This is a genomic window from Sphingopyxis soli, assembly GCF_018682675.1.
Lineage (GTDB): Bacteria > Pseudomonadota > Alphaproteobacteria > Sphingomonadales > Sphingomonadaceae > Sphingopyxis > Sphingopyxis soli.
Genome location: NZ_JAFMTR010000033.1, coordinates 17,154 through 43,456 on the forward strand (window position 1 = coordinate 17,154; position 26,303 = coordinate 43,456).

Below are 26,303 nucleotides of genomic sequence, written 5' to 3' on the forward strand. Positions count from 1 at the left end.
GATGAAATTTCGACGCGCATTGCAGCGCTATGGGCGAACGCCCGAACCCGAGACACCCTACCAACGAGCGGGCCAGCTTTGGGATGAGCGTATCGGCTCGGCTCGCGCACAGGCGAAGAACTGGCGGCTGATGGCCTTCGGCGGCCTGTTCCTGACCACTGGTCTGTCGGGCGCGCTGGTCTGGCAATCGATGCAAAGCCGCGTCGTGCCCTATGTGGTCGAGGTCGATGCACTCGGGCAAGCACAGGCCGTCGCGCCTGCCGCCAAGGACTATCGGCCGACCGATCCGCAGATCGCATGGTTCCTCGGCCGGTTCATCACCGGCGTTCGAGCGCGCTCGCTCGATCCGGTATTGATGCGTGAAAACTGGCTATCAGCCTATGATTTCGCGACCGAACGTGCGTCACTGTTCCTCGGCGAATATGCCCGCACCTCCAATCCGTTCGCCGATGTCGGGCGCAAGACGGTTTCGGTGCAGGTGACGAGCGTCGTCCGCGCGTCGGATACGAGCTTCCAGGTCAAATGGACCGAGCAGCAATATGAGCGGGGAAGCCTCGCCAGCACGTCACGCTGGACGGCGATGCTCACGGTGAAGATCAAGCCGCCGCGCTTGGCCGATGTGCTCCGAAAAAACCCGCTCGGTCTCTATGTTGACGCGATCGACTGGAGCCGCGAACTGGAAACGCCTCAGGACCGGCCGCCTTCGCCGCAACCATCGGCCGTGCCCGATCCCGCACAATCACTCCCGGTCGCGCCGCCCACCGACATTCCGCTGGGCTCGCCGCTCGATCCGACCCTTGCTCAACCCGCAGCCGCACCATCCCCCGAAAGGACCGACCAATGATCCGTGCCCTCATCCTGGCGGCGAGCGCGATGGCGCTTGCCATGGGCGTCGCTGCGCAGAGCCGCGAACCCGCGTCACCCACCGCGCGCGTCACTGCCGCCAACCGGGCGGCACTGCGCGAGCCGTCGAGCGCGGGATATATATATGCCGTCCAGGTCTATCCCTGGGCGGAAGGCGTGCTCTACCGGCTCTATGCCGCGCCCGAGCGCATCACCGACATTGCCTTGCAGCCGGGCGAAACGATTGTGTCCGTCGCCGCCGGCGACACCGTGCGCTGGACTGTCGGCGATACCACCAGCGGCATCGGCGAAAGCAAGCGCGTGCACATCCTCGTCAAGCCGTTTTCGGCGGGCCTACGCACAAACCTTGTCATTGCTACCGATCGCCGGACCTACCATCTCCAGCTCGAAAGCACGCCCGCGACCGCGATGGCGGCGATCTCCTGGACCTATCCACATGACGAGCTGATCGCGCTCCGGCGTCAGCGCGATGCAGCCGTGGCGGCGACGCCGATCGCGTCGGGCCTCTCGGTCGAAAGCCTCAACTTCAACTATGCGATCTCGGGCGACAAGCCGGCCTGGCGGCCGCTGCGCGCGTTCGACGATGGGCGGCAGACCTACATCGAGTTCTCGCCTGCGATCGCCGTGGGTGAGGCGCCCCCGCTGTTCGTGATTGGCGAGGATGGCGAGGCCCAGCTCGTCAACTATCGCGTCGCCGGCCGCTATTATGTGGTCGACCGCCTGTTCGGTGTCGCCGAGCTGCGCCTTGGCGGCAAGAAACAGCAGATTGTCCGTATCACCGCCGCCCAGCCGAAGAGCCGGCAGCGCAAGGCCGGGAGGGGCGCGTGACCGATCCAACCGCTTCTTCCGCGCCGATCGCGGCGCCCAAAGCCGACCCCGAAACGCTCGTTCTGCGCGCGGCGCCGGGCCGCGTCACCCGTTTTCGCCGCGGTGCGATCGTCGCCATCGCTGCCGCCGGCTCGACCGCGATCATCGGCGTCGCCTGGCTGGCGCTCAAGCCCGCGACCCTGAGCCTGATCGCACGAAGCGATGAAAAGCTGGTTGGCGCGAAGGCGCCGCCTGATGCGCTCGCGGGCGCGCCGACGAGCTATGGCGACGTGCCGAAGCTCGGGCTACCGCTTCCCGGTGATCTCGGGCGGCCGATCCTCGAGCGCCAGCGGCAGCTTGGCGGGATGGTTCCCCCTGACCCCGCTGCCGATGCGGTGAGCCGGGCCGCGCAGGAAGCCGAAGCCGAGCGCCAGCGCATCGCCGCTGAGCAGAAGGCCGCACGCGAGTCTGGCGTCATGCTGCAATTGGCGGGCGGCGGTCGCGCCGCCGCCCCTGCACCGGTGACTACCGATGCAAGTGTTCCGCCAGCATCGGCCGAGACTGCCAAGCCGCTCCTCGACCCTGACCGAGATCCTAACGCCCAGGGGCGCAAGAACGAATTGGTCGGCCACGCCAATCGCGACGACGACATCAATCCGCACGCGCTGGCGCAGTCCGTATCGCCTTGGACCTTGCAGGCCGGCAGCATCATTGCCGCGAGCCTCATAACCGGGCTCAACTCGGATCTTCCCGGGCTCGTCACCGCGCAGATCACGGAGAACGTCTATGACAGTGTGACCGGGCGCGGTCTGCTCATTCCGCAAGGATCGCGGCTGATCGGCAGCTACGACAGCGTTGTAGCGTTTGGGCAGAGCCGTGCGCTGGTCGTCTGGCAGCGGATTATCCTGCCCGACGGCTCGTCGATTCGTATCGACAATGTGCCGGCGACCGATACGCAGGGCTATGCGGGTCTGTCCGACCGGATCGACCGGCATACTTGGCAACTTCTGAAGGGCGTCGCCCTGTCGACACTGCTGGGCGTCGGCACTGAATTGAGCTTCGGCAGCACCGAAAGCGACCTTGTCCGGGCGATCCGCGAGTCAGCGCAGCAGAGCGGCGCGCGCGCCGGCGATCAGCTCGTCACGCGCAATCTCAATATCCAGCCGACCTTGCGCGTGCGTCCCGGCTGGCCGCTACGGGTGGTCGTGCACAAAGACATCATATTGCCCGGACCCTGGGGAGGCCGTCATGGCTGATTTGAAGCTGCCAAGGCTGCCCGATCGGACGCCGGCTAAGATCACGATCAACGTCATGCCGGATCTCATCGAAGCGCTGAACGACTACGCCGAGGCCTATGAGGCGGCCTACGGCCGACGCGAGTCCGTACCGGACCTCATTCCATTCATGCTTAGCGGCTTCCTGGCGAGCGACCGCTCGTTCAGCCGGGCACGTAAGAAATAGTCCGATGTCGGCCCGGCAGCCTGCAACGAATGGCGACGACGCGCCCCCGATTGGGCCGATAAGCGTTCGCATTCCCGACGCAGTACGGATGACGGGGCTCAGCAAATCCAAGATCTACCAGCTCATCGCTTCCGGCGACATCGAGGCAGCCAAGGTCGGCCGTGCAACCGTGGTGTTTGTCGATAGTCTGCGGTCCTTTCTGCGATCACACTGTAAACAGCCGCGTTCTCGGGCGTAGCAGGGATCGCGCATGTCGGCCTGTCGATATTTCGGCACGGCCTGTCGCGAAGGGGTAAAATTGGGGGTGGATTGAGCGGAATTATCGGCACGACGATCAAGAACGTTGTTATAAATCAGTATCTTATGTTTTTCGTGTGAATCCCTCCTCCGCTACCAGTTTTCAAACACTTGGCGTATAGTTTGGTTCGCGGTCGGCTGCATTGCCGGTCGCCATTCGCGGCGGGGCTCGCGGATCGGCGATCATCCCGACTTTTGTGTCTGTATCCGCTTGCCACCGACGTCGGCGGCCGCGCGACCGTTTCGGTTCTATATCACGGAATTCCTGTAGAGCAGACCTGCATTGTGGCGCTGTTGATGGGATCGGTATCGGCGCTGATCGTCCCCGAACTCGCATTTGGGCAGGATGCGTCGGAATCGGATAGCGGCGGGCTGGATGAAATCGTCATCCTGGCGCCGCCGCATGTCCCGCACGCGCCGCAGCGCCCGGTCGCAGGCACCGTCGGGCTCGTCATCGAGCGCAAGCGGCCCGACGGCATGGCCGGCGCCTTCCAATGCTATTGCGACGATCGCGGTCGCATCGTCCACCCCGCCAAACATGGCGCGCGCCAAGGGCTGGCGGTGAGCGCGAACGCCATCACGGATTCGTCTCACTCGCCCCCCAGGCGCACGAAACGAATATTGCCGTCCTCGCGGTGCAGGAGGACGCCGCGGTCCGTTTTTTCGAGGCACGCACCCTCCATATCGACAACGCCGATATCGTTGGGGATCAGGGTGACGCGAAGCCTGCCGCCGTCGGCTTCGGTGAGGACGAAGCGCGGTGCGGTTATGCCATAAATCGGCTCGCTTATTTCGACCCAGCGCGGCGCGCGCTTGTCCTCCTCGGGCATCGTCCAGCCATAATATTGGGTATAGCCCTCTGCGGGATCGCCGCTGTCGAACCCGATGCGGAAATCGACTCCCGGAATGCCTTCGCCGTTCGGCCAGGTGACGAGCAGGGTGGGGATCGCGCCGTCGACCGCGATCGGCGCTCCCTTCTCGAAGGCCGGCGGAACCGGCTTGGGTTCGGTCGTCAGGCAGATGCGGTCGCCCCGCGCCTCCCAGCGTCCCTCGGCGCGTTCGTCCAGCGCGCCGACGGCGAGCGCATATTGGAACCGGCCGTCGCTCCGGATCAGCAGCCCGCCGCCGACGTCGGGGCCTTCGGCGATGCCATATTCGCCTACGAAGGCATTGTCCTGTGCGATTGCTGGCGCGGCGAGAAGGGCGATGGCGAGGAAAAACTGGCGCATGGAACGATACTGCGCATGTCGACGCCATCGCGCCAGCCCCTTTCCACGATGCGCCCCACCTGCTAGGCGCCCGCGCCATGTCCCAGAACAACTCGCGAAAGCATCCCGACCGCCGCACCTTCGCTATCATCTCGCACCCCGACGCGGGCAAGACGACGCTGACCGAGAAATTGCTCGTCGCGGGCGGCGCAATCCATATGGCGGGCGAGGTGAAGGCGCGCGGCCAGGCGCGGCGCGCGCGGTCCGACTGGATGAAAATCGAGCAGCAGCGCGGGATTTCCGTGACCTCGTCGGTGATGACCTTCGAGCACGCCGGGCTCGTCTTCAACCTGCTCGATACGCCGGGGCACGAGGATTTCAGTGAGGACACTTACCGCACGCTGACCGCGGTCGACAGCGCCGTGATGGTGATCGACGCCGCGAAGGGCATCGAGCCGCAGACGCTCAAGCTGTTCGAGGTGTGCCGCCTGCGTTCGGTCCCGATCATCACCTTCGTCAACAAGGTCGACCGCGAAGGCCTGCCGCCGTTCGAACTGCTCGACGAGGTCGCCGACCGGCTCGCGCTCGACGTCTGCCCGATGAACTGGCCCGCGGGCATGGGCGGGCAGTTCGAGGGAATCTACGACCTCGTCGATCCCGCGATCATGAAGCCGGGCGGCGACGCGTCGCGCATGTATGAAGGCGACCGCTTCAGCGTGTCGGGGCTGGACGATGCAGCGCTGGCCGCGCAGCTCAGCGCCGACGCGCTCGCGCACCTCAAGGAAGAAACCGAGCTGGCGTCGGCCTGCTACGCGCCCTTCGACGCCGCGGCGTACCGGGGCGGCGACCTGACCCCGGTCTATTTCGGGTCGGCGCTGAAGGAATTCGGCGTCGTCGACCTGCTGAACGCGCTCGCAAGCCACGCGCCGGGCCCCCAGCCGCAGCCCGCCGAGCCCGCGCCGGTCCAGCCCGACGACGAGGCCGTCACCGGCTTCGTCTTCAAGGTGCAGGCGAACATGAACCCCGCGCACCGCGACCGTATCGCCTTCATGCGCCTGTGCTCGGGCAAGTTCGAGCGCGGGATGCGGCTGATGCAGGGCGGGACGGGCAAGGCGATCGCGATCAGCCGCCCGATGCTGTTCCTTGCGCAGGACCGCGAAATGGCCGAGGAAGCCTATCCCGGCGACATCATCGGCATTCCGAACCACGGCACCTTGCGCGTCGGAGATACCTTGTCCGAACGCACCGACATCACGATCACGGGCCTGCCGAACTTCGCCCCCGAGATCCTGCGTCGGGTCGCGCTCGTCGATCCGACCAAGACCAAGCAGCTTCGCAAGGCGCTCGACGATATGGCCGAAGAGGGGATCATTCAGGTCTTCTATCCGGAGATCGGCTCGAACATGATCGTCGGCGTTGTCGGCCAGTTGCAGCTTGAGGTGCTGATCAGCCGGCTTGAGGCGGAGTATAAGGTCGAGGCGAAGCTCGAGGCATCGCCCTGGGACACGGCGCGCTGGATCGCGAGCGATGATCCGGCCGCGCTCAAGGCGTTCCAGGCCGATCACCGCGGCGCCAGCGCCGCCGACCGCGACGGCGCGCCGGTGTTTATGGCGAAGGATGCGTGGGAAGTCGGCTATGTGACCCAGCGCCACCCGGCGATCCGCTTCACCGCGACGAAAGAGCGCGTTTTCGCCGACGCGGGTTGATCGTGTCCGCCAAGTCCGGCACCATGACGTCCAGGCCGGTTATGGTGGGGGTATCGATGCGCGGATGGATTTTGACGCTGGCATTGGTCGCGGGCAGCGCGCCGGCGGCGGCACAGGGGATCAAGCTTCCGGTCGCGGCGGGGTTCTGGACCAACGACACCGAAAAATGTGGGACCGTGCATCACGGATACGTGTTCGACGGCAAACGCTGGGGCGCCCTCTATTATTACGGACCCAACGGCAGCATGGGGCCGGCCGCCGAACTCGAGCCGATCACGCAGACGCGGGTTGTGGCGGGCGGCTTCACCCAGATGCAGTTCGGCGGCTTTGACGGCGCGGGCTATTTCCGCATCAAACCGCTTGGCCCCGGCCGCGCGCTCTATCGCGTCGGGGCTCCGTTTCGGGACGAGATACAGGAATCGGACGAGACGCTGATCCGCTGCGATTTCAAGACGCTGTCGCCAAAGATGCAGGCGGCGATCCGGCGTCTTGCGCCCGCACTGGCGGCGAGCCCGGCGACGCGGCCATAAGCAACGCGGCGATCGACGCGGCGATCTGCTGGCCGGTGTCGAACTCGTAACAGGAAAAGACGGGGCTCGGATTGACCTCGAAGCAATAATAGCGCCCGTCGGGGGCGATCGCGGGGTCGCGGTCAGAGCAGGCTGAGCAGATCGGCGGTCGCGGCTTCGGCCGCTTCCTCATCCTCTTCGCCCTCGAACTTGCTCAGCGTGATGCCGAGCAGCCGGATGCCCTGCTCGGTGGGCAGCAGCGGGGCGAGGATCGCCTCGCCTGCGGCGAGCAGCGCCGCGCCGTCGACGATCGGCGCAGGAACGGTCCGTGCGCGCGTAATGGTCTGAAAGTCGGCGTAGCGCAGTTTCAGCGTCACGGTCCGTCCGCGCGCGCCTTTTTTTGCCGCGCGGTCCCAGACCACGGTGCAGACATGCGCCAGCGCCTCGCGGATCTCGGTGTCGGTTATCAGGTCGTTGAAGAAGGTGCGCTCACCGCCCAGAGATTTCAGCGGCCGGTTCGATTTCACCCGCCGATGATCGATCCCGCGCGCCAGATTGTGGAGCCATTCGGCGCTGTTGCCGAAATGGTCGGCCAGCCACCCCATATCCTTCGCGGCAAGATCGGCGCCGGAGAACACGCCGAGTCCTTCCATCTTCGCCGCGGTCACCGGGCCGATGCCGTGAAAGCGGCGTATCGACAGCGTCTGCACGAAGGCAGCGCCTTCGCCGGGGCGAATGACGGTCAGCCCGTCGGGCTTGTTCTGGTCCGATGCGAGTTTCGCGATGAACTTGTTGTACGAGACACCCGCCGAGGCGGTGAGTCCCGTCTGCTCGCGGATCCGGCGGCGGATCAGCTTTGCGGTCGCGGTTGCGCTGCCGAGTCCGGCCTTGTCGCGGCTGACGTCGAGATAGGCTTCGTCCAGCGACAACGGCTCGACCTCGTCGGCATAGTCGCGGAAGATCGCGCGAATTTGATGGGAGATGTCGCGATAAACCTCGAAGCGGGGGGGCACGAAGATGAGGTCGGGGCATTGGCGCTTCGCGGTGATGCTGGGCATCGCCGACCGCACCCCGAACTTGCGCGCTTCATAGCTGGCGGCGGCGACGACGCCGCGCCGCGACGAGCCGCCGACTGCGACGGGTTTGCCGCGGAGTGCCGGATCGTCGCGCTGTTCGACCGACGCGTAGAAGGCATCCATGTCGACATGGATGATCTTGCGAACGGGCGCGGCCGCATCGCCGTCGGGGGGCTGGTCTTCGCCGTCTTTCACGGCGCCAGCCTTAGCATGTTGCCGAAATGTTCTCAACGGCAAGCGCCCCTTGGCCGAGGCGATCGTGGGTAGCGGGGAGGGGGGTGGAGCGGGTAGCGGGAATCGAACCCGCCTAGCTAGCTTGGAAGGCTAGAGCATTACCACTATGCTATACCCGCGTTTCCAAGGCCGCGGCGATTGCCAGTTTGGCTCGCCGACGTCAAGCGCAACCCGTCGTCAAACGCCGGTCGCGCGGTCCATCGCCTCCATATGCGCCTCGGGCGGCTCGCACGGGGCGGGCGGATCGCCTTCGGCCGTCGTGAAGCGCGCGCCGCGTTCCAGCGTCTTGTGAACGGGGCAGCGTTCGGCGATCTCCATCATTCGGGTGCGCTGCTCGGCGTCGATCGCGCCTTCGATGGAGATGCGGACGTTGAAAAGGTCGGGCTGGGGATCGGCGAGCTCCTTCTGGTGGCCGACCGCGGTACGGATGCGCGCCACCGGCCATTTCTTGCCGTCGGCGTAGAGGCGCAGCGTCATCGTCGTGCAGGCGGCGAGCGCGGCGGAGAGGAGGTCGAAGGGGCTGGGGCCCGTGCCGCCGCCGCCGACGCTGACCGGCTCGTCGGCCAGGAACACATGGTCGCCCGTGCTGATCGCAACCTGGAACTTTCCGTCGCCCGTCTCTTCGGCTTCGGCATCGACCGGCGGCACGGGCGCTTCGGGCGGCGGGGTCAGATAGGGGCTCGCCCAAGCCGCGATCATCGAACCGACGCGCTGGACGTCCTGCGGGCGGCTGAGCAGATGGTCGGCGTCGTCGAGCGAGAAGAAGCTCTTGGGGTGGCGCGCCGCGACATAGATTTTGGTGGCATTCTCGATGCCGACCGTATCGTCGAGTGGAGCGTGCATCACGAGTAGCGGACGGCGAAGCGCCGCGATGCGCGCGCCCTGATCCTGCGAGCGCAAATCGTCGATCAGGCCGCGCCCGACGCGAAAGCGCCGCCCGGCGAGCAGGACGTCGGCGGCGCCCTCGGCATCGATCGTCGCGATCGCGGCGGGATCGAACTGATGGAGCGTATGGGCGACATCGAACGGCGCATTGATCGTCGCGACCGCGCGAATCGAGGGCAGGTCGACCGCCGCGGCAATGGCGGCCGCGCCGCCAAGGCTGTGGCCGATCAGCAGCGACGGTGCCTTGCCGTCGTCCGCGAGCGCCCGCGCGGCCGCCTGCAGATCGTGCACGTCGAATGAAAAGCGACTGTCGGCGAAATCGCCCTCGCTCTCGCCGAGACCGGCGAAGTCGAACCGCAGCACGCCGATGCCCTCGCGCGCGAGCAGGCGCGCGATCCGTACCGCTGCACGGTTATCCTTTCCGCAGGTGAAGCAATGCGCGAAAATCGCCCAGCCGCGCACACGCCCGCCGGGAAGCTCCATCCGCCCCGACAAAGTCTTGCCCGCCGAGCCAGGGAACCGAAACGGCTGGGTGACCATGCGCCTTCTCCTTCTTCGGTGACGTGCCCATGCTACGCGTGTCTCCGCGACGGGTCACGCGGAATGCGCCGACGCCGATCGGTCGACAGGAACTTTCGGCGCTGCCTCTCGTTCTAACAGCGCACACGAAATGCAGAAACAGGCGGCGCGACGATAGATCGCCCGGCTTGCGGAGGGCCGTTTTCCTGCCTCTCCGGAAGGTGGCGTTCCGCGCCCGCCGGATAGGAGATGTCTGATGTTCAAATGGGCTTTGATCTTTGCCGTGATCGCGTTGGTGGCGGCGCTGCTCGGTTTCGGCGGTGTCGCCGGGGCAGCCGCGGGCGTAGCAAAGATATTGTTCTTCGTCGGTTTGGCGCTCGTCGCGCTTTTCCTCATTCTCGGCGTGGTCGCTGGACGCAAGGTCGTTTGACGGCGACCGGTCGTTTCACAATCCTCCGTGATCGGGACAGGCGGCATTGGTGCCGGTCCCCGGACGGAATCGGCGAGCCCCGCCGCGTGAATGCGGCGGGGCTTACCTCTTTTGGGCATTTGTGCCCCCATTCCGCGCGATGGTAGGATGCCGCCTTCAAAACGGGTGGGGGCGGAGCGGTGCAGAAATCTTCCGTTGTGACCATGTCGATACCGAAGCCGGCGTTCGGCGTCCCGGCGCCCTGGTTCAAGGGCCAGGTTCTGGGCGGGAATCCCCGATACTCCTTCCATACGGTGGCGGGCCGCGTCGCGGTCCTCTTCTTCATGGGATCGGCGCGCGATGCGGCGGTCAAATCGGCGCTCGACGTGCTTCTTTCGTCGGACCGCTACGAGGATTCGCGCGTCTGCCTGTTTACCGTGACGCACGATCCCGACGATGTGTCCTCGGGCCGGATCGCTTCAGGGCAATATGGGGTGCGCCACTTCCTCGACTATGACCGCGCGATCGGCACCACCTACGGCGCGTGCCGCGAAGGATCGAATCGCTACGAAGCCTATATTGCCGTTCTCGACCGCCAGCTGCGGGTCGCGGGCCGCTATCCGCCGTCGCAGGCGACCGAAGCGCTGGCGCTCGCAGGACGTCTGATCGACGAGGACCGACCCGAAGACTGGGCGCCGGTACTCCGCATTCCGCGCGTCCTCGATCGTGCAACATGCCGGCATCTCATCGACCTCTACGAGGCCGATGGCGGCGCGGATTCGGGATTCATGCGCGAAGTCGACGGGAAAACGGTTTCGATCATCGACCATGGCCACAAACGGCGGTCCGACTATACTATCACCGATATGGATCTGCGCCGCTCGCTCGTCGGCCGGATCAACGACTGTGTGCGGCCGGCGATCAATCTGGCCTATAATTTCGATGCGACACGCATGGAGCGCTATATCGTCGCCTGCTACGACGCATCGGTTGGCGGACATTTCCGACCGCATCGCGACAATACCACAAAGGGCACCGCGCACCGGCGCTTTGCGGTGACCATCAACCTCAACGACGACTTCGACGGCGGCGAGCTGCGCTTTCCCGAATTCGGGTCGCGCACCTATCGCGCGCCGCCGGGCGGTGCGATCGTGTTCGGCTGCGGCTTGCTTCACGAAGCAACGCCGGTGACCCGCGGACGGCGGTATGCCTTTCTGCCGTTCCTGTACGATGATGCCGCGGCGGCGCAGCGAGAGGCGAACAACGTCTATCTGGGCGAGGGCGTCGGAGCCTATCGCGCGGGCTAGCCATGACCGGATCGATGCGACTTGCGCCCCGATGAACGCGGCGGCGTTTTTGCGACAGTTTGCGACAAATTTTCGCCCATCCGGCAATTGGCTGGGACAAATCGTAACTAGAACGTCCTTATCGGAACAGCGCTTGTTCCCGCATGAGGAGTTCGTGACGTGAAAAAGATTTCGCTTTTGACGCTCGGTGCCGCGTTGATCGCTGCACCCGTTTTCGCCGCCCCCGGTCCGGGGGCAAGGGGCGACGCGGACGCCAATGGCACGCTGACGCGCGCCGAGGCGCAGGCCCATGCCAACGAAATGTTCGCCCGTATGGACGCCAACAAGGACGGCAGGCTCGACGCGAGCGATCGCGCCGCCAAGCGGACCGAGATGCAGGCGAAGATGTTCGAGCGCCTCGACGCGAACAAGGATGGCAGCATCAGTAAGGCCGAATGGGACCAGCACAGCGCCGATCGGGCGGCGAAGCGTAGTGACCGAGGCGAGAAGCGCGCCGATGCCGGTGACGGCAAGCGCGGAATGCGTGGCCATCACGGCAAGCGCGGCGGCCACGGCATGATGATGGCGCGCGCCGACACCGACGGCGACAAGGCAGTCAGCCAGGCCGAGTTCCAGGCCGCGGCGCTCGCGCGCTTCGACGCGGCCGACGCGAACAAGGACGGTCAGGTGACGGCCGAGGAACGCGCCGCGCAGCGCGAGGCATGGAAGGCGAAGGCGGGCGAATGGCGCGCCAAGCGCGCGGCCGCGCCGGCCACTCCCGCCAGCGAATAAGCCTTTGGCGCGGGGCTGCTGGAAGAGGCGGGCCATCCCCTCCCGGCATTGCCTTTGCCAACGCCCCCTGCCAGCATCGCCCACCGGTCGCCTTCGGCCGGTGGGCGAACCACTGAATATCACGGACGCATGATGACCGACACGCCGCGCATATTGCTGATCGACGACGAGCCTTCGATCCGCGAGCCGCTCTCCGAATATCTGGAGGCACAGGGTTTTGCGGTGACTGATGCGGCGAACGCCTCTGAGGCGCGGTCGGTGCTGCGCGCGCAGACGGTCGACCTGGTCGTCAGCGATATCATGATGCCCGGCGAGGATGGCCTGTCGCTCACGCGCCACCTGCGCGAGACAAGCAGCATTCCCGTCATCCTGCTTACCGCGCGCGCGGAGGACACCGAGCGGATCATCGGGCTGGAGATCGGGGCTGACGACTATGTCGTCAAACCCTTTAATCCGCGCGAACTGGTCGCGCGCATCCGCACCGTGCTGCGCCGGACGCAGCAGAGTGGCCGCGCGCTCGATCCGGGCGGAACCTGCTACGCCTTCGGCGACTGGGTACTGCGCGAGGTGGAACGTGTGCTTGTGGATGGCGAGGGTAATGAGGTCGCGCTGTCGTCGGGCGAATATCATCTGCTTCACGCGCTGGTGCGCCACCCGCGGCAGGTGATGAGCCGCGACCGGCTGCTCGACCTGGTGCGCGGGCGCGAGGCCGATATCTTCGATCGCGCGATCGACAATCTCGTCAGCCGCCTGCGCAAGAAGATCGAAGACGACCCCGCGCATCCGCAAATCGTCAAGACCGTGTGGGGCGGGGGCTATACGCTCGCGTGCGAGGTCCGGCGCATGGGGCCGGCGACGTGAAACTTCGCCTTTGGCCCCGCAGCCTTGTCGGCCAGCTCGTCTTTGCGGTCGCGGTGATGCTGTTCCTCGCGCAGGCGATCAATTTCGTCCTCCTGTCGCGCGGGATCCGGCAACAGACGCTGGCGCACGGCGGCGGCATGGCTGTCGCGCGCGTCATCGACGCGATCGAGCGCGACCGGCGCGGCGAGTTCCGTGGACCGCCGCGCGACGAGATGGCGCGCGAGCGGGCGCAGAAGCTGCAGATTTCCGCAACGCCGCCATCGCTTCCCCCCGGCGCCGTGCACCTTCCGGAATTGTCCAGCTATATCGGCGGGCTGCTGAACGATACCAATGTCCACGCCGAGTCGATCGACGCCTGGGCCTTGCCGCCCCGGTCGAGGCAACGGCTGCAGCGCGCGGCTTTCCCCGACCGCGCGGTCGTCGTCGTCGCGAAGGTCGATGGGCGATATTTCGCGGTGCGCTCGCGTATCGCGGCGACGGGCAATCGGCTGTCGGGCTTCCTGATCTGGCAGACGCTTACCCTCTACCTCTTGCTGCTGATCCCGATCATGGTGATTGCCTGGCGCGCGGCGCGTCCGTTGCGCGACCTGACGCGGGCGGCAAGAGCCAATCCGGCATCGCGCGACGCGGTCCCGCTCGAGGAGGAGGGGCCGTCGGATGTGCGCGATCTGATCGCCGCCTTCAACGCCTTTCGGGCACGGATCGCGACGATGCTGTCGGACAAGGACCGGATGCTCGGCGCGGTCGGGCACGATCTGCGCACGCCGCTCGCGAGCCTGCGCGTTCGCGTCGAAGGCGTCGAGGACGACAAGCTGCGCGAAAAGATGATCGCGTCGATCGACGAGATGACCGCGATGCTGACCGACATATTGGCGCTCGCGCGGTCGGGCTCGGGGACCGAGGCGCAGGAGCGCGTTCCGATCCGGGAACTGATCGGCGAGCTGGCGGCCGATTATCAGGAGCGGGGCAAGGATGTGGCGGTGGGCGCTATCGCCGACGTCCATGCGCTGGTCCGCCCGATGCTGCTCAAGCGCGCGCTGCGCAATCTGGCCGATAATGCGCTTGCCTATGGCATGCGCGCGCGGCTGTCGGTGACCGCCGCAGCGGGCCGGATGCAGATCATCGTCTCGGACGACGGTCCGGGTCTGACGAAGGAACAGATCCGGGTGCTGGTCGAACCGTTTGCGCGCGGCGAGCAATCGCGCAACCGGGCGACCGGCGGCGCCGGGCTCGGCCTCTCGATCGCGCGCGAGATTGCCGAGGGCGAGGGCGGGGCGCTGACGCTGGCGAACCGTGCCGGCGGCGGGCTCGATGCCGTGATCGAGCTGCCGGTTCAGGCGTAGATCGCGATCGCCTGACTGCCGCTCAGCACCGGCTCGCCGGCGCGGTTCCACAGCATCATGTCCTGCACCGACACGCCGCCGCGCGCATAGCCGGTCTTGGCCGAAAGCAGCCACCAGCCGTCGTCGGTCGTCGGCGTTCCGCCGAGCATGTTCACCGTCCAGTTCATCGAGCTGATCGGGCCGAATTCGGTGAACAGCGCCATCGCAGCTGGCGGCAGGGCGTCGCCGAGCGCGAGTAACTGGACCGCCGGATGGCAGGCGGGCTGGTCGACGAAGCGCACCCAGGTGAGATATTCGCCGACGTCGCTTTTCCAGGCGAAGCGCGGACCGGTGGTCGGACGCATGTCGAAATGGCGCGTGAAGGACGGTCGGGCCTTATGCTCGGGCACCGGCTGAAGCGTCTCGGGATCGGGCGCTTCGGGCATCGTCAGGCGATTATGGTCGAGATGGCTCGCTCGCTCGCCCGAGAAGGCAAAGACGGCGGCGGTGCCGAAGCCCTGGTCGCTCGACACGCCGGCATCGATGAAGAGGCTCGACTTCGACTGGCGCAACACCCGGGTATTCACCGTGCAATCGCCGCCGACCGGGCCGACGAAGCTGATCTGCGCATAGCGCAGCGGCGCCTCGGTGGGATGGAGCGCCATCGCGCCGGCAAGCGCAACCGCCGAGCTGATCCCGCCATAGGCGGTGCGGCCCTGCATCCAGCCGTCGTCAATATGCCCGGTGGCGACATCGCCGTCGACGCGCAGCGTCGCGAGAAGCGCGTCGAGCGCGCTGGGGGAGGTTGCTTCAGTCATGCCTCATTCTTCTTGGTTGGTTCACCCCGAACCCGTTCGCCCTGAGCTTGTCGAAGGGCCGCTCTTGCTCCTGCGGGGAGAGAAGGACGGTGCTTCGACAAGCTCGGCTCGAACGGAAGAGGAGCTAGTCTTCGATCTGGAACGTCAGCCCCGCGTTCGCCGTAAGCCGCTCGATCAGCTTGTCGCCGAGCAGCGCCCCCGGCGTCCAGACGCCGCCTGCGCCCTTGTTTTCGAGCAGCGCCATCCCTGTCTCGGCGAGCATCTTCGACGTCGAGCCGTAGCCCGGATCGCGGTCGCCCTGCACACTGGTGCGAACCGTCGTGCCGTCGGGATATTCGCCGATGAACAGGACATCATAGAAGCCATTCTCGCGCTCCTCCTTGCTCGGGCCTTCGCCGGGCTTGATGCTCGGATCGAACGGGTTCGCCTTGGCCATCGCTTCCGCCATCGCTTTCCCGGCGTCGCCGATCGTCGTCATCACCATCTCGTCATAGACCAGATCCGCGCCCCACGGATGGCCGAGCAGGAAGTTGGTGCGGTGGACATTCTTGGTGTTGATCGGCGCCATCACGAAGGGCGCTGTCCAGGTGCCCGTCGCGCTGTCATATTCGGGAACGAGCCCGGTCGGCTGCGACGGTCCCTCGAAGCCCGGGGTCAGCGCGAAGGAGGATTTGAGCAGCAGCGCAAGCGATGGCCTTTTCGCGATGGCTTTCAGCGTCTCGGTCAGGCTCGCGATCGTGCCGCCCGAAGCGCCGCCGGCCATCTTGCGGACGCGGCCCTTGACGCGCGGCGCGGGCTTGCCGTGGCGTTTGACGGCCTCGGCCTGCAGGAAGGCGACGCCAAGGTCGAAGGGGATCGAGTCGAACCCGCACGAGAAGGTGATGCGCGCGCCCGACGCCCTGGCGGCGGCCTCATGCGTGTCGATCATCTCGCGCATCCAGCCGGGTTCGCCGCACAGATCGGCATAGGCGGTGCCGGCGCGGACGCAGGCGGCAACGAGTTCGCTGCCGTAAAGCTGGTAGGGGCCGACAGTGGTCAGGACGACCTTGGCGCTTTCCGCCATCTTGTCGAGGCTGGCGGGATCACTCGCGTCGGCGACGATCAGCGGCGTCTCCTCGTCGGCGCCGATCAGGTCGCGGACCTCGGCCAGCTTGGCAAGGCTGCGCCCCGCCATCGCCCATTTCGGCGCGTCCTTGTGACCCTTGTAGTGGTGCGCCAGATATTCGGCGACGAGGCGCCCGGTGAAACCGGTCGCGCCGTAAACGACGATGTCGAGATCGCGAGCCATGTCGGCAATCCTCCCTTTACGTAAACGTTAAGTGGAGGCTAGCGCAGGCATGAAGGGTTGCCAAGCATGAAGCGTCAACCCGGCGTGAGGGTGAGTCCGGCAACCTCGCAATCGCCGCAATCGACCGCGCGCAGGGTGACGGCGTTGGCGCCGGCGGGCAACGCGATGGCAGGCACGCGGAGTTCCTGCCAGCCGTCGCTTGTGGGCACCGCGACTTCGCTGTCACCCACCGCGATGCGCCCGCCCTTCTCCGATCGGGCTCGGATGGCGATGCTCCAGTTCCCCGCCCGTGCGGCGTCGAGCGTGTAGCGCATCCACTCGCCGGTGACGAAATCGCGCACATAGGGTGTGCCGTCCACCTCGCGGGCGATATCGACGCCGTCGTTGCGATAGGTCGCGCCGTTGTTCCAGAGGGTCCGCTCGCCACCGGTCGCGACATGGTAATTGGCGTCCGCCGTGTCGGAATAGGCGACCCCCGCCGTGCCGAGATCGTAATCGACCGCGCGAACCGTCAGCGGCGCGGCGTCAAGCCGGCGCACGGCGAACGGACGCGGCGCCGAATCGTGCGGCTGGCGCATCATCGCGTCGATCACGTCGGGCTTCGGAATGTTGCGGTCGAAGCGGCTGTTCTCGGCGAGCTGCATCATCGCGGCAAAGGCTTCGTCGGCGCCCGGCTTCGGCCCCTTGCCGGTCGCCCATGCGACGATCTTCGCCCAGCCCGGCCCCGGATCGATTTCGAGCGGCTGGTTGAAGCCGATCTTCTTGAGCGGCCAGAAGGCCCAGCCGATCCCGTCGCCCTCGACCAGCGCGATCGAATCGCGGAACCAGACGTTGCTGTTCTCGCCCGACTCGCCCAGCCAGACCGGGCGGTTATAACGGTCGCGCAATTCCTCGATCGCGCTGACGCTCGCGGGGTCGTTGCGGTTCCAGTATTTGTGGAAGCTGATCGCCAGATTCGCGTCCCAGGCGGGCGGCAGGCCTTTGTAATTATTGCCCCAGCAATTGCCCTCGATGATCACCATATGCTTGCTGTCGACCTCGCGGATCGCCTTGGTGATCCGCTGCTGAAGCTCCCAGACACCCTTGCTTGCCGTCTCGTCGCATCCATTGCCCTTGCCCGGCGTCGCGAAGCTCCAGTTGGGCTCGTTGATCATGTCATAGGCGCCGATCGACGGTTCGTCCTTGTAACGGGCGGCGAGCTTCTTCCACAGTGCGACGGTCTTGCGCTGGTTCTCCGCGCTCTCCCATAGCGAAGGCCTGGTCGGGTCGCGGTCCGAGATGGCGAGATCGTTGCCCTGGCCGCCGGGCGCGGCGTGAAGGTCGAGGATCAGGTAGATGCGGTGCTTCCTGCACCATTCGAGCAGCCGGTCGATGCGCTGAAAACCTTCCTCCAGCCATGTGTCCTGCCGCGGCTTCGGTTCCTTGTCGGCGGGCAGGGTGAGCTGGTCGAAATGGATCGGCAGGCGAACCGAATTGAAGCCCCATTTCGCCATCTGGTCGATGTCGGCTTCGGTCGTGTGATTGTCGAGCCAGGCGCGGTAGAATTCGGCGGTGCGCTTCTCGCCGACCAGCTCGACGAGCTTCGCGCGGATTCTATGTTGCTGCCCGATCTCGCCGAGCTGCAGCATATAGCCTTCCTGCAGCATCCAGCCGCCGAGACCCATGCCGCGGAGGATGACAGGTTGCCCGCTGTCATCGACGATCTTGGTCCCCTCGGCTCTCAGAAAGCCTTCGGCATGTGCGGTGGTGGAAGAAAACAGCGCTGCGAGCGCGAGCGCGACCGAACGGAATATCATGTCCTCGTCCCCATGTTTGCGGTTTTGAGAACGTTATCAATTTTGACAATAGGTGCAACCGATCTTCGTCATTGCGAGCGCAGCGAAGCAATCTCCACCCATCGGCCTCGCGCATGGTCGGTGGCCGGAGATTGCCGCGTCGCATTCGGCTCCTGGCAATGACGAAGCCCCTTACAGCTTGGGCAGCGTAACGCCCTTCTGCCCCATATATTTGCCCGCGCGGTCGGCATAGCTTGTCTCGCACGGCTCGTTGCCCTGCAGGAACAGGAACTGGCACGCGCCTTCGTTGGCGTAGATCTTGGCGGGCAGGGGGGTGGTGTTCGAAAACTCCAGCGTCACATGGCCTTCCCAGCCGGGCTCGAGCGGGGTGACGTTCACGATGATGCCGCAGCGGGCATAAGTCGACTTGCCGAGGCAGATGACGAGCACGTCGCGCGGGATGCGGAAATATTCGACCGTGCGGGCGAGCGCAAAGCTGTTCGGCGGAATGATGCAGACATCGGTTTCGCGATCGACGAAATTCTTGGGGTCGAACGCCTTCGGATCGACGATCGTGCTGTCGACATTGGTGAATATCTTGAACTCGGGCGCGACGCGGGCGTCATAGCCGTAGGAGGAGAGGCCGTAGCTGATGCACCCGTCGCGGCGCTGCGCCTCCACGAACGGCTCGATCATGCCCTGTGTCCGGGCGGCGTCGCGAATCCATTTGTCGGAAAGAATGCTCATGCCGCTGTCTTGTCGGGCAGTCGGGCTTCGCGCAAGCGGTCAGTCGGGGATCATCCCCAGATCCTTGGGTCCGAAGGCAACCGGAAGCAATTCGCTGAGCCTGTAACTCGTCACCGCCGAGCCATCTCCCGAGGCACAATGGACGAGGATATCGGTCTTCGACCGCTCGGCGGCTTCGTTCAGGATCTGGCGGCAGCGACCGCACGGGTTGATCGGGGCGCTACCGATCAGGTCGTCGCCGTCGGGGCGCCCGCCGACGATCGCGACCTCGGCGAGCTCGCCGATCCAGCCTTCGTTGGCGATCTTGGCGACCGCCGCCGTCTCGGCGCAAAGCGTCAGGCCATAGCTCGCATTTTCGACATTGGCGCCAGTGACGACGTCGCCGTTCCTGAGCAACAGCGCCGCGCCGACGTGAAAGCCCGAATAGGGCGCATAGGCGCGGCTCGCGGCGTCGCGCGCGGCGGCGATCAGGGCATCGCGGGTCTCGCTCATGGCGTCTCTCCTTCGGGGCGCAGGACGTTCCAGCCGACGGTGCCGTCGGCGCCGGTCAGGCGAATATAGTGGTTCGCCTGCCACATCGCCCAGGGGTGCGCGCCATAATCGGGTTCGAAGAAATCGCGGCGCAGCCATGTGGTGCGCGCGATGCCCTGCGTCACCCTGTAATCGCTTTCGAACGACGGGCCGGGCGCGATCAGGCTGCGCTTGCCGGTATGCGCTTCGATCTGGGCGAGGAAGGTCGCGAGTTCGGAAAGCAGCAGCGCGCGCGTCGGCCGGTCGGGGCAGCGGTCGTCATAGTCGAGCCACACGACCGCGGGCAGCGCATCCGCGCGCCGCGGAACATGGCGGATGAAGTTCGCGGCCTGATCGGTCGCAAGCTGGCAGAGGCTGTAGCGATGGATCGCGCCGGCCTGGATACCGACCTCGCGCGCGCCCGCCAGGTTGCGCGCGAACATCGGGTCGACCCCGCTCGCGCCATCGGTCGCGGCGACATAGGCGAAATCGGCGCCCGCGGCTTTGATCGATCCCCAGTGGACCTCGCCATTGTCGGCGCTGATCGTCACGCCCTGCAGCGGATAGAGATCGCGGTTTGGCGTCCAACGCGCCGCCCACCACAGCGCAAGGCCCGCCAGCAGCACGGCGAGCAGGATCAGTCCCGCGGTGCGGCGCAGGAAACGCGCGATCGCGCCGCGCCAGTCGCCGCCTGCCTTGACCGGTCGTTTCGCTGCGCGCGTCGCCATGCTCAGCCCTTGATGTGGAGCACGCAGATCAGCGTGAACAGCCGCCGCGCCGTGTCGAAATCGACCGCGATCTTGCCGTCGAGCCGGTCCATCAGCATCTCGGCCGCCTCGTTGTGGAGGGCGCGGCGCGCCATGTCGACGGTCTCGATCTGCTGCGCGGTCGCGGTCTTGATCGCCTGATAATAGGAGTCGCAGATCGCGAAATAATCGCGGATCGGACGGCGAAATCGGCCAAGGCCGAGGATGATGGCCTCCAGCGGCGAACCGTCCTCGCGGCTGATCTCGAAGATCAGCCGCCCTTCCTCGACCCGCAACATCAACCGGTAGGGGCCGGCATAGCCGTCGGGGTGGCCGCGCTGGGGCACGAACTTATTCTCTTCGAGCAGGTCGAAGATCGCAACGCGCCGCTCCTGCTCGACATCGGGATTGCGCCAGACGATAGACCCCTCGTCGAGGTCGATCGAGATGATACGCTGCTGCGAAGGGTCGGCGTCGGTCATGCTGCGAAGAGCTTCTACTTGGCCGGGCGCGAAGGGCAAGGGGGGCGACTTATTCACAGCAACCCACAACTATGTTAGGGAAGCGGGCATCGCTTGTTGCACCGCCAGAGGTGGCAACGCATGAAGGTCGCCATGCCCGAACTAGCCCTGATTCCCACCCCGGCGCCTTCCGGGGAAGAGCGCCAATTGCCCCGCAATATCGAGGCTGAAGCCGCCTTTCTCGGCGCGATCCTGATCGACAACCGAGTCGTCGAGGATCTGCCCGTGCAATTGCACGCCGCACATTTCTTCGAGCCGCTGCACGGACGCATTTTCGCGCAGACGATGGCGCTGATCGAGCGCAACAGCATCGCGACGCCGGTTACGCTGAAGCCGTTTTTCGAGAATGACGAGGCGATGAAGGCGGTCGGCGGGGTGGGCTATCTCGCACAGCTGACCGGCAGCGGCGCCGGCCTGATCGGCGCGCGCGACTTCGCGCGGCAGATTTTCGATCTCGCGCTGCTCCGCGAACTCGTCGGCGTCGGCCGCACGCTCGTCGACAACGCGCTCGACACGAGCGAGAGCGTCGATCCGCACGCGCAGATCGAGGAGGCCGAAACCGCTCTCTATCGCGTCGCGGGCGGCGAGGCCGAGATGGGATCGGTCAAGAGTTTCAGCACGGCGAGCCTCACCGCGCTGCAGGCGGCGGAACGTGCCCTCAATTCGGGCGGCCACCTGTCGGGGATCACCACCGGCATTGCCAGCATGAACGCCAAGATCGGCGGTATGCACAACTCGGACCTGATGATCCTCGCCGGGCGTCCGGGCATGGGCAAGACCTCGCTCGCAACCAACATCGCCTATAATGCTGCCGAGCGTTTCCGCCGCGACGAAGAGGACGGGATTCCGCCCGAGAAGAATATGGGCGCGAAAGTCGCCTTCTTCAGCCTCGAAATGTCGGCCGATCAGCTTGCGACGCGCGTCCTCGCCGAACAGTCGGGGGTGTCGGGCGAGGCGCTGCGTATGGGCAAGATCAGCAAGGAGCAGTTTCAACAGCTCAGCCGCGCCGCGCAGGCGCTCCAGACCCTGCCGCTGTTCATCGACGATACGCCGGGCCTGACGATCGCGAGCCTGCGCACCCGCGCGCGCCGCCTGCAGCGCCGCCACGGCATCGGCTTCATCATCGTCGACTATCTGCAGCTGCTCCAGGGGTCGTCGAAGAGCGGCGACAATCGCGTGCAGGAAATTTCGGAAATCTCACGCGGTCTGAAGACGTTGGCGAAGGAACTTAATGTCCCCGTGATGGCGCTGTCGCAGCTGAGCCGTCAGGTCGAAAGTCGCGAGGACAAGCGCCCGCAGCTCTCCGACCTTCGTGAATCGGGCTCGATCGAGCAGGACGCCGACATGGTCCTCTTCGTGTTCCGCGAGGACTATTATGTCGCGGCGCGCGAGCCCAAGCGCCCGGTCGAGGGCGACGATGTGAAGATCCACGCCGCGCACGAGGAATGGGCGGCCGAGATGGAACGCGTCTTTGGCCTCGCCGAGGTGATCGTCGCCAAATCGCGTCACGGTTCGACGGGCAAGATTCGGATGCACTTCGAGGCGAAGACGACCAAGTTCAGCGACCTGGCGGACGAGAGTCAGGCCTATGCGGATTATGAATAGCCCCATCGCCAACACGTCATCCCAGCGAAAGCTGGGATGACGGATTGTTTCTAAAACGCCGGATCGTTCGCGGGATCGTCGTCGATCGGGGTGACTGCGGTGTGGATACCGCATTCGGTCTTGTCCCAGCCGCGCCAGCGGCCCGAGCGCGGGTCTTCGCCCGGCTGGACCTTCGATGTGCACGGCGAGCAGCCGATCGACGGATAGCCTTCGGCCTCGAGCGGATGGCGCGGCAGGTCGTGCGCCTCGAAATAGGCGTCGAGGTCGTCGCGGCTCCAGTTGGCGAGCGGGTTGAACTTCAGCCGGCCGGTGTTGCCGTCGAGCTCGAAGCGCGGCAGGCCGGTGCGCGTCGAGGACTGGAAGCCCTTGCGGCCGGTGATCGAGGTGTCGAAGTCGGCGAGTGCCCTTTCGAGCGGCCTCACCTTGCGGATTTCGCAGCAGCCATCGGGGTCGTACGACCAGCGCAGCTCGGTCGCGTCCTTCTTCGCCAGCTCGTCGGCATCGGGCGTCAGGTTGACGATGTTGAGGCCCAGCTTCGTCGCCAGCTCGTCGCGATAGGCCAGCGTCTCGGGAAAATGCTTGCCGGTGTCGAGGAAGAGCACCGGCATGTCGGGCGCGACGCGGCTCACCAGATGCAGCAGCACCGCGCTTTCGGCGCCGAAGCTGGAGACGATCGCGGTTTCGCCGAGCAGCCCTGCGCCGATCACGCTCGCCACCACCTCGGCCGCGTCCTGGCCGCGGAAGAGGTTGTTGAGGCGAATGACGTCGGCCTGCGTAAAGCGCGGCGCAACGTCGATCCGGTCGCGGGTGCGGTCGGCGGCCTCGGGGGGAGAGACTTTCACGTCAGCCATGCCTCAATTTCCATATCGGCACCGCGCCGTCGGCGGCGCCCTGATAATGCGCGGGCCAGCGGGTCAGCGCCGCTTCGACATCGGCCGGATTGATCGGTTTTTCGGGCGCAAAGCTGTCGAAGCCGCAGCGCTTCATATAGGCGATCTGGTCGACGAGCACGTCGCCCTGCGCGCGCAGTTCGCCGGTGTAGCCCGCTTCGCGCAGGATGCGCGCCGACGAATAGCCGCGGCCGTCGCGGAATTTCGGAAAGGCGACCTCGATCAGCGCGAGCCGGTCGAGAAAGGGGATCAGCGCGCGCGCGTCCTCGTCGGGCTCGAGCCGCACCGCGGTGGCGTTCGACTGTTCGAGGAAGGCGTCGAGCGTGACGCAGGGCTCCTCGCCGCCCGTTTGCAGATGCTCAACCATAGATCGCCTCCTTGAAGGGAGCCATGCCGACGCGGCGGAAGGTGTCGACGAAGCGCTCGCCCTCGGACCGTTCTGCGAGATATCTGTCGGTCACGCGCTCGATCGCGTCGACGATGCCGTCCTCGTCGAAGCCGGGGCCGGTGATCGTGCCGAGCGACACATCCTCCGCCCCCGACCCGCCGAGCAAAAGCTGGTAATTCTCGGTGCCTTTGCGATCGACCCCCAGGATGCCGATGTGGCCGGCATGGTGGTGCCCGCAGGCGTTGATGCAGCCTGAAATCTTGAGTTTCAGCTCGCCAAGCTCCTTCTGGCGGCCAAGGTCCGAGAAGCGCGCCGCGATCTTCTGCGCGACCGGGATCGAGCGCGCATTGGCGAGGCTGCAATAATCGAGCCCGGGGCAGGCGATGATGTCGCTGATCAGGTCGAGGTTCGGCGTCGCGAGCCCCGCCGCGTCGAGCGCCTGCCAGATCGCGTAAAGGTCGGCCTTGCGGACGTGCGGCAGGACGATGTTCTGCGCATGGGTGACGCGGAGTTCGTCGTGGCTGTACCGCTCGGCAAGATCCGCCATCAGGTCGATCTGGGCCGAGCTGGCGTCACCGGGGATGCCGCCAATGGGCTTCAGGCTGATGTTGACGATCGCATGGCCGGGTACCTTGTGCGCGGCGACATTCTGATCGACCCAGACAGCGAAGTCGGGATCGCTGCGGTCGATCGCGTCGGGGGCCGAGGCGTCGAGCGCGGGCGGCGCGAATTGCTTCGCGATGCGGTCGAACTCGGCCTTCGGCGGGTCGATGCCCAGCGACTTCACATGCGCGAACTCTTCCTCGACCTGGCGGCGATATTCGTCGGCGCCAAGCTCGTGGATCAGGATCTTGATCCGCGCCTTGTAGATATTGTCGCGGCGGCCGTAGCGGTTGTACACGCGCAGGCACGCTTCGGCATAGCTCAGCATATCCTCGAGCGGCACGAAATCCTTGATCAGCGGTGCGATCATCGGGGTGCGGCCCATGCCGCCGCCAACGTAGAAAGCGGCGCCATGGACGCCGTCCTTCTCGACGATCTGGATGCCGATGTCGTGCAGGCGCATCGCCGCGCGATCCTCGTCGGCGGCGATTACGGCGATCTTGAACTTGCGCGGCAGATAGCTGAATTCGGGGTGGAAGCTCGACCATTGGCGCAGCAGTTCGGCCCAGGGGCGCGGATCGGTGATCTCGTCGGCGGCGGCGCCGGCCCATTGGTCCGAGCTGATGTTGCGGATGCAGTTGCCGCTCGTCTGGATCGCATGCATTTCGACCGACGCCAAGTCCTCGAGGATCGCGGGCGCATCCTCGAGTTTGATCCAGTTATACTGGATGTTCTGGCGCGTGGTGAAATGGCCGTAGTCGCGGTCATATTTGCGCGCGATATGCGCCAGCATCCGCATCTGGCGGCTGTCGAGCGTGCCATAGGGCACTGCGACGCGCAGCATATAGGCGTGGAGCTGGAGGTAGAGACCGTTCATCAGGCGCAGAGGTTTGAACTGGTCCTCGGTGATTTCGCCGGCGAGGCGGCGGCGCACCTGATCCGAAAATTCGGCAACGCGGGCGGCGACCATCGCATGGTCATATTCGTCATATTTATACATGTCAGATCACCCAGTCGCCGGCCGCGGGATCGGCGGGTTTCAACGTCAGGTCGGGGCGCACCGTCGGGCCAAGCGCGCGGATGCGGTCCTTGATATGCGCGGGGCGCGGGCCGTCGGGGGTCATTTCGCCGCTGATGATATAGGGCGCGTTGACGCGGCGCGCGGCTTCCTCGACCGCGAGGATCGCCTCGCCATGCTCGCCGACATCGACGGCATCCTCGATATGGATCGACCAGTCGCTTCCGGTCCACCAGGTGACAAATCCTGTTTTCAGGTCATTGCCCGTGAGCAATTTCATGTGAAATCCCCAATATTTTCCAGGTTTTTGGCGACGCCCGGCGCGCCGAGGCAATCGAGCGCGTCTGCGCGCGCCGCAACCCGGCCGACGATGATCAGCGCCGGACTGGCGACCCGTTCGCGCGCGACAAGGTCGCCGAGGTCGGTCAGCAACGTGCGAAGGACGCGCGCTTCGGCCGTGGTCCCGCGCTCGACCACCGCGACGGGCAGATCGGGCGAGACACCATCCGCGATCAGCTTGTCGGCGATCGCATTGGCGGTCGCGAGGCCCATGTAGATGACCAGCGTGCGGCCATGCCCCGCGAGCCCCGACCAGTCCTGATCGGTCAGATCCTTGCACTGGCCCGCGACGAAGCTGACCGCGCTCGCATCCTCGCGGTGGGTGAGGGGGAGTCCCGCCTGCGCGGCGCAGCCTGCTGCGGCGGTGATGCCGGGGACGACCTCGACCGCAACACCCGCGTCGCGCGCCGCGTCGAGTTCTTCGCCGCCGCGCCCGAAAATGAACGGATCGCCCCCCTTCAGGCGCACGACCTGCTTGCCCGCGAGCGTTTCACGCACGAGCAATTCGTTGATCAACTCCTGCTTCATCGTATGGCGGCTGCGCTGCTTGGCGACGCTGATCCGTTCGACGTGCGGCGGGATCAGCGCGAGTACGCCGTCGCCGACCAGCCCGTCGTGGACGACAAGGTCGGCGCTTGCCAGCAGCCGGGCGGCGCGCAAGGTCAGCAGGTCGGGATCGCCGGGACCGGCGCCGACGAGCCAGAGCTTGCCCGCAGAAGGGAGAGACTTTTCCATGGCATGATAGGTGGTCCAGCGTGCCGCGAATAGCAAAGCAGGCTTTATTGGCGCTGGTGAAGGTAAAATTGCGCCGTCATTCAA

Annotated in this window: 28 protein-coding genes, 1 tRNA gene and 1 pseudogene; 14 read left to right on the forward strand and 16 right to left on the reverse strand. The window is 65.9% G+C overall.

The window, feature by feature from the left end:
- Position 1 precedes the first annotated feature (1 nt).
- The 6 genes and pseudogenes from trbF to J1N50_RS17725 form a co-directional block, all read left to right on the forward strand.
- Positions 2 to 844, forward strand: coding sequence for a conjugal transfer protein TrbF (gene trbF, locus J1N50_RS04035; RefSeq protein WP_026108910.1), 843 nt, complete (start codon positions 2 to 4; stop codon positions 842 to 844).
- Positions 841 to 1,692 carry a P-type conjugative transfer protein TrbG gene (trbG, locus tag J1N50_RS04040; RefSeq protein ID WP_006635655.1) on the forward strand — a complete coding sequence of 284 codons (852 nt, stop codon included), beginning with the start codon at positions 841 to 843 and terminating at the stop codon, positions 1,690 to 1,692. Before trbF ends, trbG begins: the two co-directional genes overlap by 4 nt.
- The gene (locus J1N50_RS04045) at positions 1,689 to 2,927 is read left to right on the forward strand and encodes a TraB/TrbI/VirB10 family type IV secretion system protein (protein WP_017499929.1); all 1,239 of its coding nucleotides are present in this window, start codon (positions 1,689 to 1,691) and stop codon (positions 2,925 to 2,927) included. The genes trbG and J1N50_RS04045 overlap by 4 nt, the downstream gene beginning before the upstream one ends.
- Positions 2,920 to 3,132 carry a DUF2274 domain-containing protein gene (locus tag J1N50_RS04050; RefSeq protein WP_017499928.1) on the forward strand — a complete coding sequence of 71 codons (213 nt, stop codon included), beginning with the start codon at positions 2,920 to 2,922 and terminating at the stop codon, positions 3,130 to 3,132. Before J1N50_RS04045 ends, J1N50_RS04050 begins: the two co-directional genes overlap by 8 nt.
- Positions 3,133 to 3,136: 4 nt before the next feature.
- Positions 3,137 to 3,370 carry a helix-turn-helix domain-containing protein gene (locus J1N50_RS17915; protein WP_051035681.1) on the forward strand — a complete coding sequence of 78 codons (234 nt, stop codon included), beginning with the start codon at positions 3,137 to 3,139 and terminating at the stop codon, positions 3,368 to 3,370.
- Between the two features lie 356 nt (positions 3,371 to 3,726).
- Positions 3,727 to 3,897, forward strand: a pseudogene (locus tag J1N50_RS17725) (hypothetical protein); the annotation flags it as partial.
- A 122-nt stretch (positions 3,898 to 4,019) separates the two neighbouring features.
- Here the strand turns inward: J1N50_RS17725 and J1N50_RS17730 are convergent.
- Positions 4,020 to 4,658: a hypothetical protein gene (locus J1N50_RS17730; protein ID WP_246553083.1), complete on the reverse strand. Its 639-nt coding sequence runs from the start codon at positions 4,656 to 4,658 to the stop codon at positions 4,020 to 4,022.
- Positions 4,659 to 4,735: 77 nt separating this feature from the next.
- Between J1N50_RS17730 and J1N50_RS04065 the strand changes: the two genes are divergently transcribed.
- Both J1N50_RS04065 and J1N50_RS04070 read left to right on the forward strand, forming a co-directional pair.
- On the forward strand, positions 4,736 to 6,343 hold the full coding sequence (locus J1N50_RS04065) for a peptide chain release factor 3 (RefSeq protein ID WP_215350480.1): 1,608 nt from the start codon (positions 4,736 to 4,738) through the stop codon (positions 6,341 to 6,343).
- A gap of 56 nt (positions 6,344 to 6,399) precedes the next feature.
- On the forward strand, positions 6,400 to 6,873 hold the full coding sequence (locus J1N50_RS04070) for a hypothetical protein (protein WP_215350481.1): 474 nt from the start codon (positions 6,400 to 6,402) through the stop codon (positions 6,871 to 6,873).
- Positions 6,874 to 6,995: 122 nt separating this feature from the next.
- Here the strand turns inward: J1N50_RS04070 and dinB are convergent, their stop codons facing one another.
- From dinB to J1N50_RS04085, 3 genes are all read right to left on the reverse strand, one after another.
- Positions 6,996 to 8,123, reverse strand: a complete 1,128-nt coding sequence (gene dinB, locus J1N50_RS04075; RefSeq protein ID WP_215350482.1) for a DNA polymerase IV — start codon at positions 8,121 to 8,123, stop codon at positions 6,996 to 6,998.
- 84 nt (positions 8,124 to 8,207) lie between these two features.
- Positions 8,208 to 8,281 (reverse strand) — tRNA-Gly (locus J1N50_RS04080).
- Between the two features lie 58 nt (positions 8,282 to 8,339).
- The gene (locus tag J1N50_RS04085) at positions 8,340 to 9,587 is read right to left on the reverse strand and encodes a bifunctional alpha/beta hydrolase/OsmC family protein (RefSeq protein ID WP_215350483.1); all 1,248 of its coding nucleotides are present in this window, start codon (positions 9,585 to 9,587) and stop codon (positions 8,340 to 8,342) included.
- Between the two features lie 235 nt (positions 9,588 to 9,822).
- On the opposite strand from J1N50_RS04085, the gene J1N50_RS04090 reads away from it, so the two are divergent.
- The 5 genes from J1N50_RS04090 (at position 9,823) to J1N50_RS04110 (ending at position 14,257) form a co-directional block, all read left to right on the forward strand.
- Positions 9,823 to 9,996 carry a DUF1328 domain-containing protein gene (locus tag J1N50_RS04090; protein WP_215350484.1) on the forward strand — a complete coding sequence of 58 codons (174 nt, stop codon included), beginning with the start codon at positions 9,823 to 9,825 and terminating at the stop codon, positions 9,994 to 9,996.
- A 203-nt stretch (positions 9,997 to 10,199) separates the two neighbouring features.
- Positions 10,200 to 11,282, forward strand: coding sequence for a 2OG-Fe(II) oxygenase (locus tag J1N50_RS04095; protein ID WP_215350485.1), 1,083 nt, complete (start codon positions 10,200 to 10,202; stop codon positions 11,280 to 11,282).
- A gap of 159 nt (positions 11,283 to 11,441) precedes the next feature.
- Positions 11,442 to 12,053 carry an EF-hand domain-containing protein gene (locus J1N50_RS04100; protein ID WP_215350486.1) on the forward strand — a complete coding sequence of 204 codons (612 nt, stop codon included), beginning with the start codon at positions 11,442 to 11,444 and terminating at the stop codon, positions 12,051 to 12,053.
- 132 nt (positions 12,054 to 12,185) lie between these two features.
- On the forward strand, positions 12,186 to 12,914 hold the full coding sequence (locus J1N50_RS04105) for a response regulator (protein ID WP_215350564.1): 729 nt from the start codon (positions 12,186 to 12,188) through the stop codon (positions 12,912 to 12,914).
- Entirely contained in the window at positions 12,911 to 14,257 is a 1,347-nt protein-coding gene (locus J1N50_RS04110) for a sensor histidine kinase (RefSeq protein ID WP_343227838.1), read from the forward strand. Before J1N50_RS04105 ends, J1N50_RS04110 begins: the two co-directional genes overlap by 4 nt.
- Here the strand turns inward: J1N50_RS04110 and J1N50_RS04115 are convergent.
- The 7 genes from J1N50_RS04115 to J1N50_RS04145 all read right to left on the reverse strand — a co-directional run bounded on the left by J1N50_RS04115 (position 14,248) and on the right by J1N50_RS04145 (position 20,602).
- Positions 14,248 to 15,054 (reverse strand): acyl-CoA thioesterase, encoded by an 807-nt coding sequence (locus J1N50_RS04115; protein WP_215350487.1) that lies wholly within the window; start codon positions 15,052 to 15,054, stop codon positions 14,248 to 14,250. The two genes, J1N50_RS04110 and J1N50_RS04115, sit on opposite strands and share 10 nt — an antisense overlap.
- A gap of 124 nt (positions 15,055 to 15,178) precedes the next feature.
- Complete coding sequence (locus J1N50_RS04120; RefSeq protein WP_215350488.1) at positions 15,179 to 16,342, reverse strand: saccharopine dehydrogenase family protein; 1,164 nt, start codon at positions 16,340 to 16,342, stop codon at positions 15,179 to 15,181.
- Positions 16,343 to 16,416: 74 nt separating this feature from the next.
- Positions 16,417 to 18,138: a cellulase family glycosylhydrolase gene (locus tag J1N50_RS04125; protein WP_215350489.1), complete on the reverse strand. Its 1,722-nt coding sequence runs from the start codon at positions 18,136 to 18,138 to the stop codon at positions 16,417 to 16,419.
- 171 nt (positions 18,139 to 18,309) lie between these two features.
- A complete protein-coding gene (dcd, locus tag J1N50_RS04130) occupies positions 18,310 to 18,864 on the reverse strand; it encodes a dCTP deaminase (protein ID WP_215350490.1) in 555 nt (184 codons plus the stop codon).
- A 39-nt stretch (positions 18,865 to 18,903) separates the two neighbouring features.
- Positions 18,904 to 19,356: a cytidine deaminase gene (locus J1N50_RS04135; RefSeq protein WP_215350491.1), complete on the reverse strand. Its 453-nt coding sequence runs from the start codon at positions 19,354 to 19,356 to the stop codon at positions 18,904 to 18,906.
- A complete protein-coding gene (locus J1N50_RS04140; protein ID WP_215350492.1) occupies positions 19,353 to 20,102 on the reverse strand; it encodes a glycoside hydrolase family 25 protein in 750 nt (249 codons plus the stop codon). The genes J1N50_RS04135 and J1N50_RS04140 overlap by 4 nt, the downstream gene beginning before the upstream one ends.
- A 2-nt stretch (positions 20,103 to 20,104) precedes the next feature.
- Positions 20,105 to 20,602 (reverse strand): UPF0262 family protein, encoded by a 498-nt coding sequence (locus tag J1N50_RS04145; protein ID WP_215350493.1) that lies wholly within the window; start codon positions 20,600 to 20,602, stop codon positions 20,105 to 20,107.
- A 132-nt stretch (positions 20,603 to 20,734) separates the two neighbouring features.
- Here J1N50_RS04145 and J1N50_RS04150 point away from each other — a divergent pair, with 132 nt between their 5' ends.
- Entirely contained in the window at positions 20,735 to 22,246 is a 1,512-nt protein-coding gene (locus J1N50_RS04150; RefSeq protein ID WP_215350494.1) for a replicative DNA helicase, read from the forward strand.
- A gap of 50 nt (positions 22,247 to 22,296) precedes the next feature.
- On the opposite strand, the gene J1N50_RS04155 is transcribed toward J1N50_RS04150, so the two are convergent.
- The 5 genes from J1N50_RS04155 to cobA are packed head-to-tail and all read right to left on the reverse strand — an operon-like array spanning position 22,297 to position 26,219.
- Positions 22,297 to 23,097: a phosphoadenylyl-sulfate reductase gene (locus J1N50_RS04155; protein WP_215350495.1), complete on the reverse strand. Its 801-nt coding sequence runs from the start codon at positions 23,095 to 23,097 to the stop codon at positions 22,297 to 22,299.
- Complete coding sequence (locus J1N50_RS04160) at positions 23,090 to 23,503, reverse strand: DUF934 domain-containing protein (protein WP_215350496.1); 414 nt, start codon at positions 23,501 to 23,503, stop codon at positions 23,090 to 23,092. Before J1N50_RS04160 ends, J1N50_RS04155 begins: the two co-directional genes overlap by 8 nt.
- Positions 23,496 to 25,127 (reverse strand): nitrite/sulfite reductase, encoded by a 1,632-nt coding sequence (locus J1N50_RS04165; protein WP_215350497.1) that lies wholly within the window; start codon positions 25,125 to 25,127, stop codon positions 23,496 to 23,498. The genes J1N50_RS04160 and J1N50_RS04165 overlap by 8 nt, the downstream gene beginning before the upstream one ends.
- Position 25,128: 1 nt before the next feature.
- Entirely contained in the window at positions 25,129 to 25,425 is a 297-nt protein-coding gene (locus tag J1N50_RS04170; protein WP_215350498.1) for a DUF2849 domain-containing protein, read from the reverse strand.
- The gene (gene cobA / locus J1N50_RS04175) at positions 25,422 to 26,219 is read right to left on the reverse strand and encodes a uroporphyrinogen-III C-methyltransferase (protein ID WP_215350499.1); all 798 of its coding nucleotides are present in this window, start codon (positions 26,217 to 26,219) and stop codon (positions 25,422 to 25,424) included. Before cobA ends, J1N50_RS04170 begins: the two co-directional genes overlap by 4 nt.
- Positions 26,220 to 26,303: the final 84 nt, after the last annotated feature.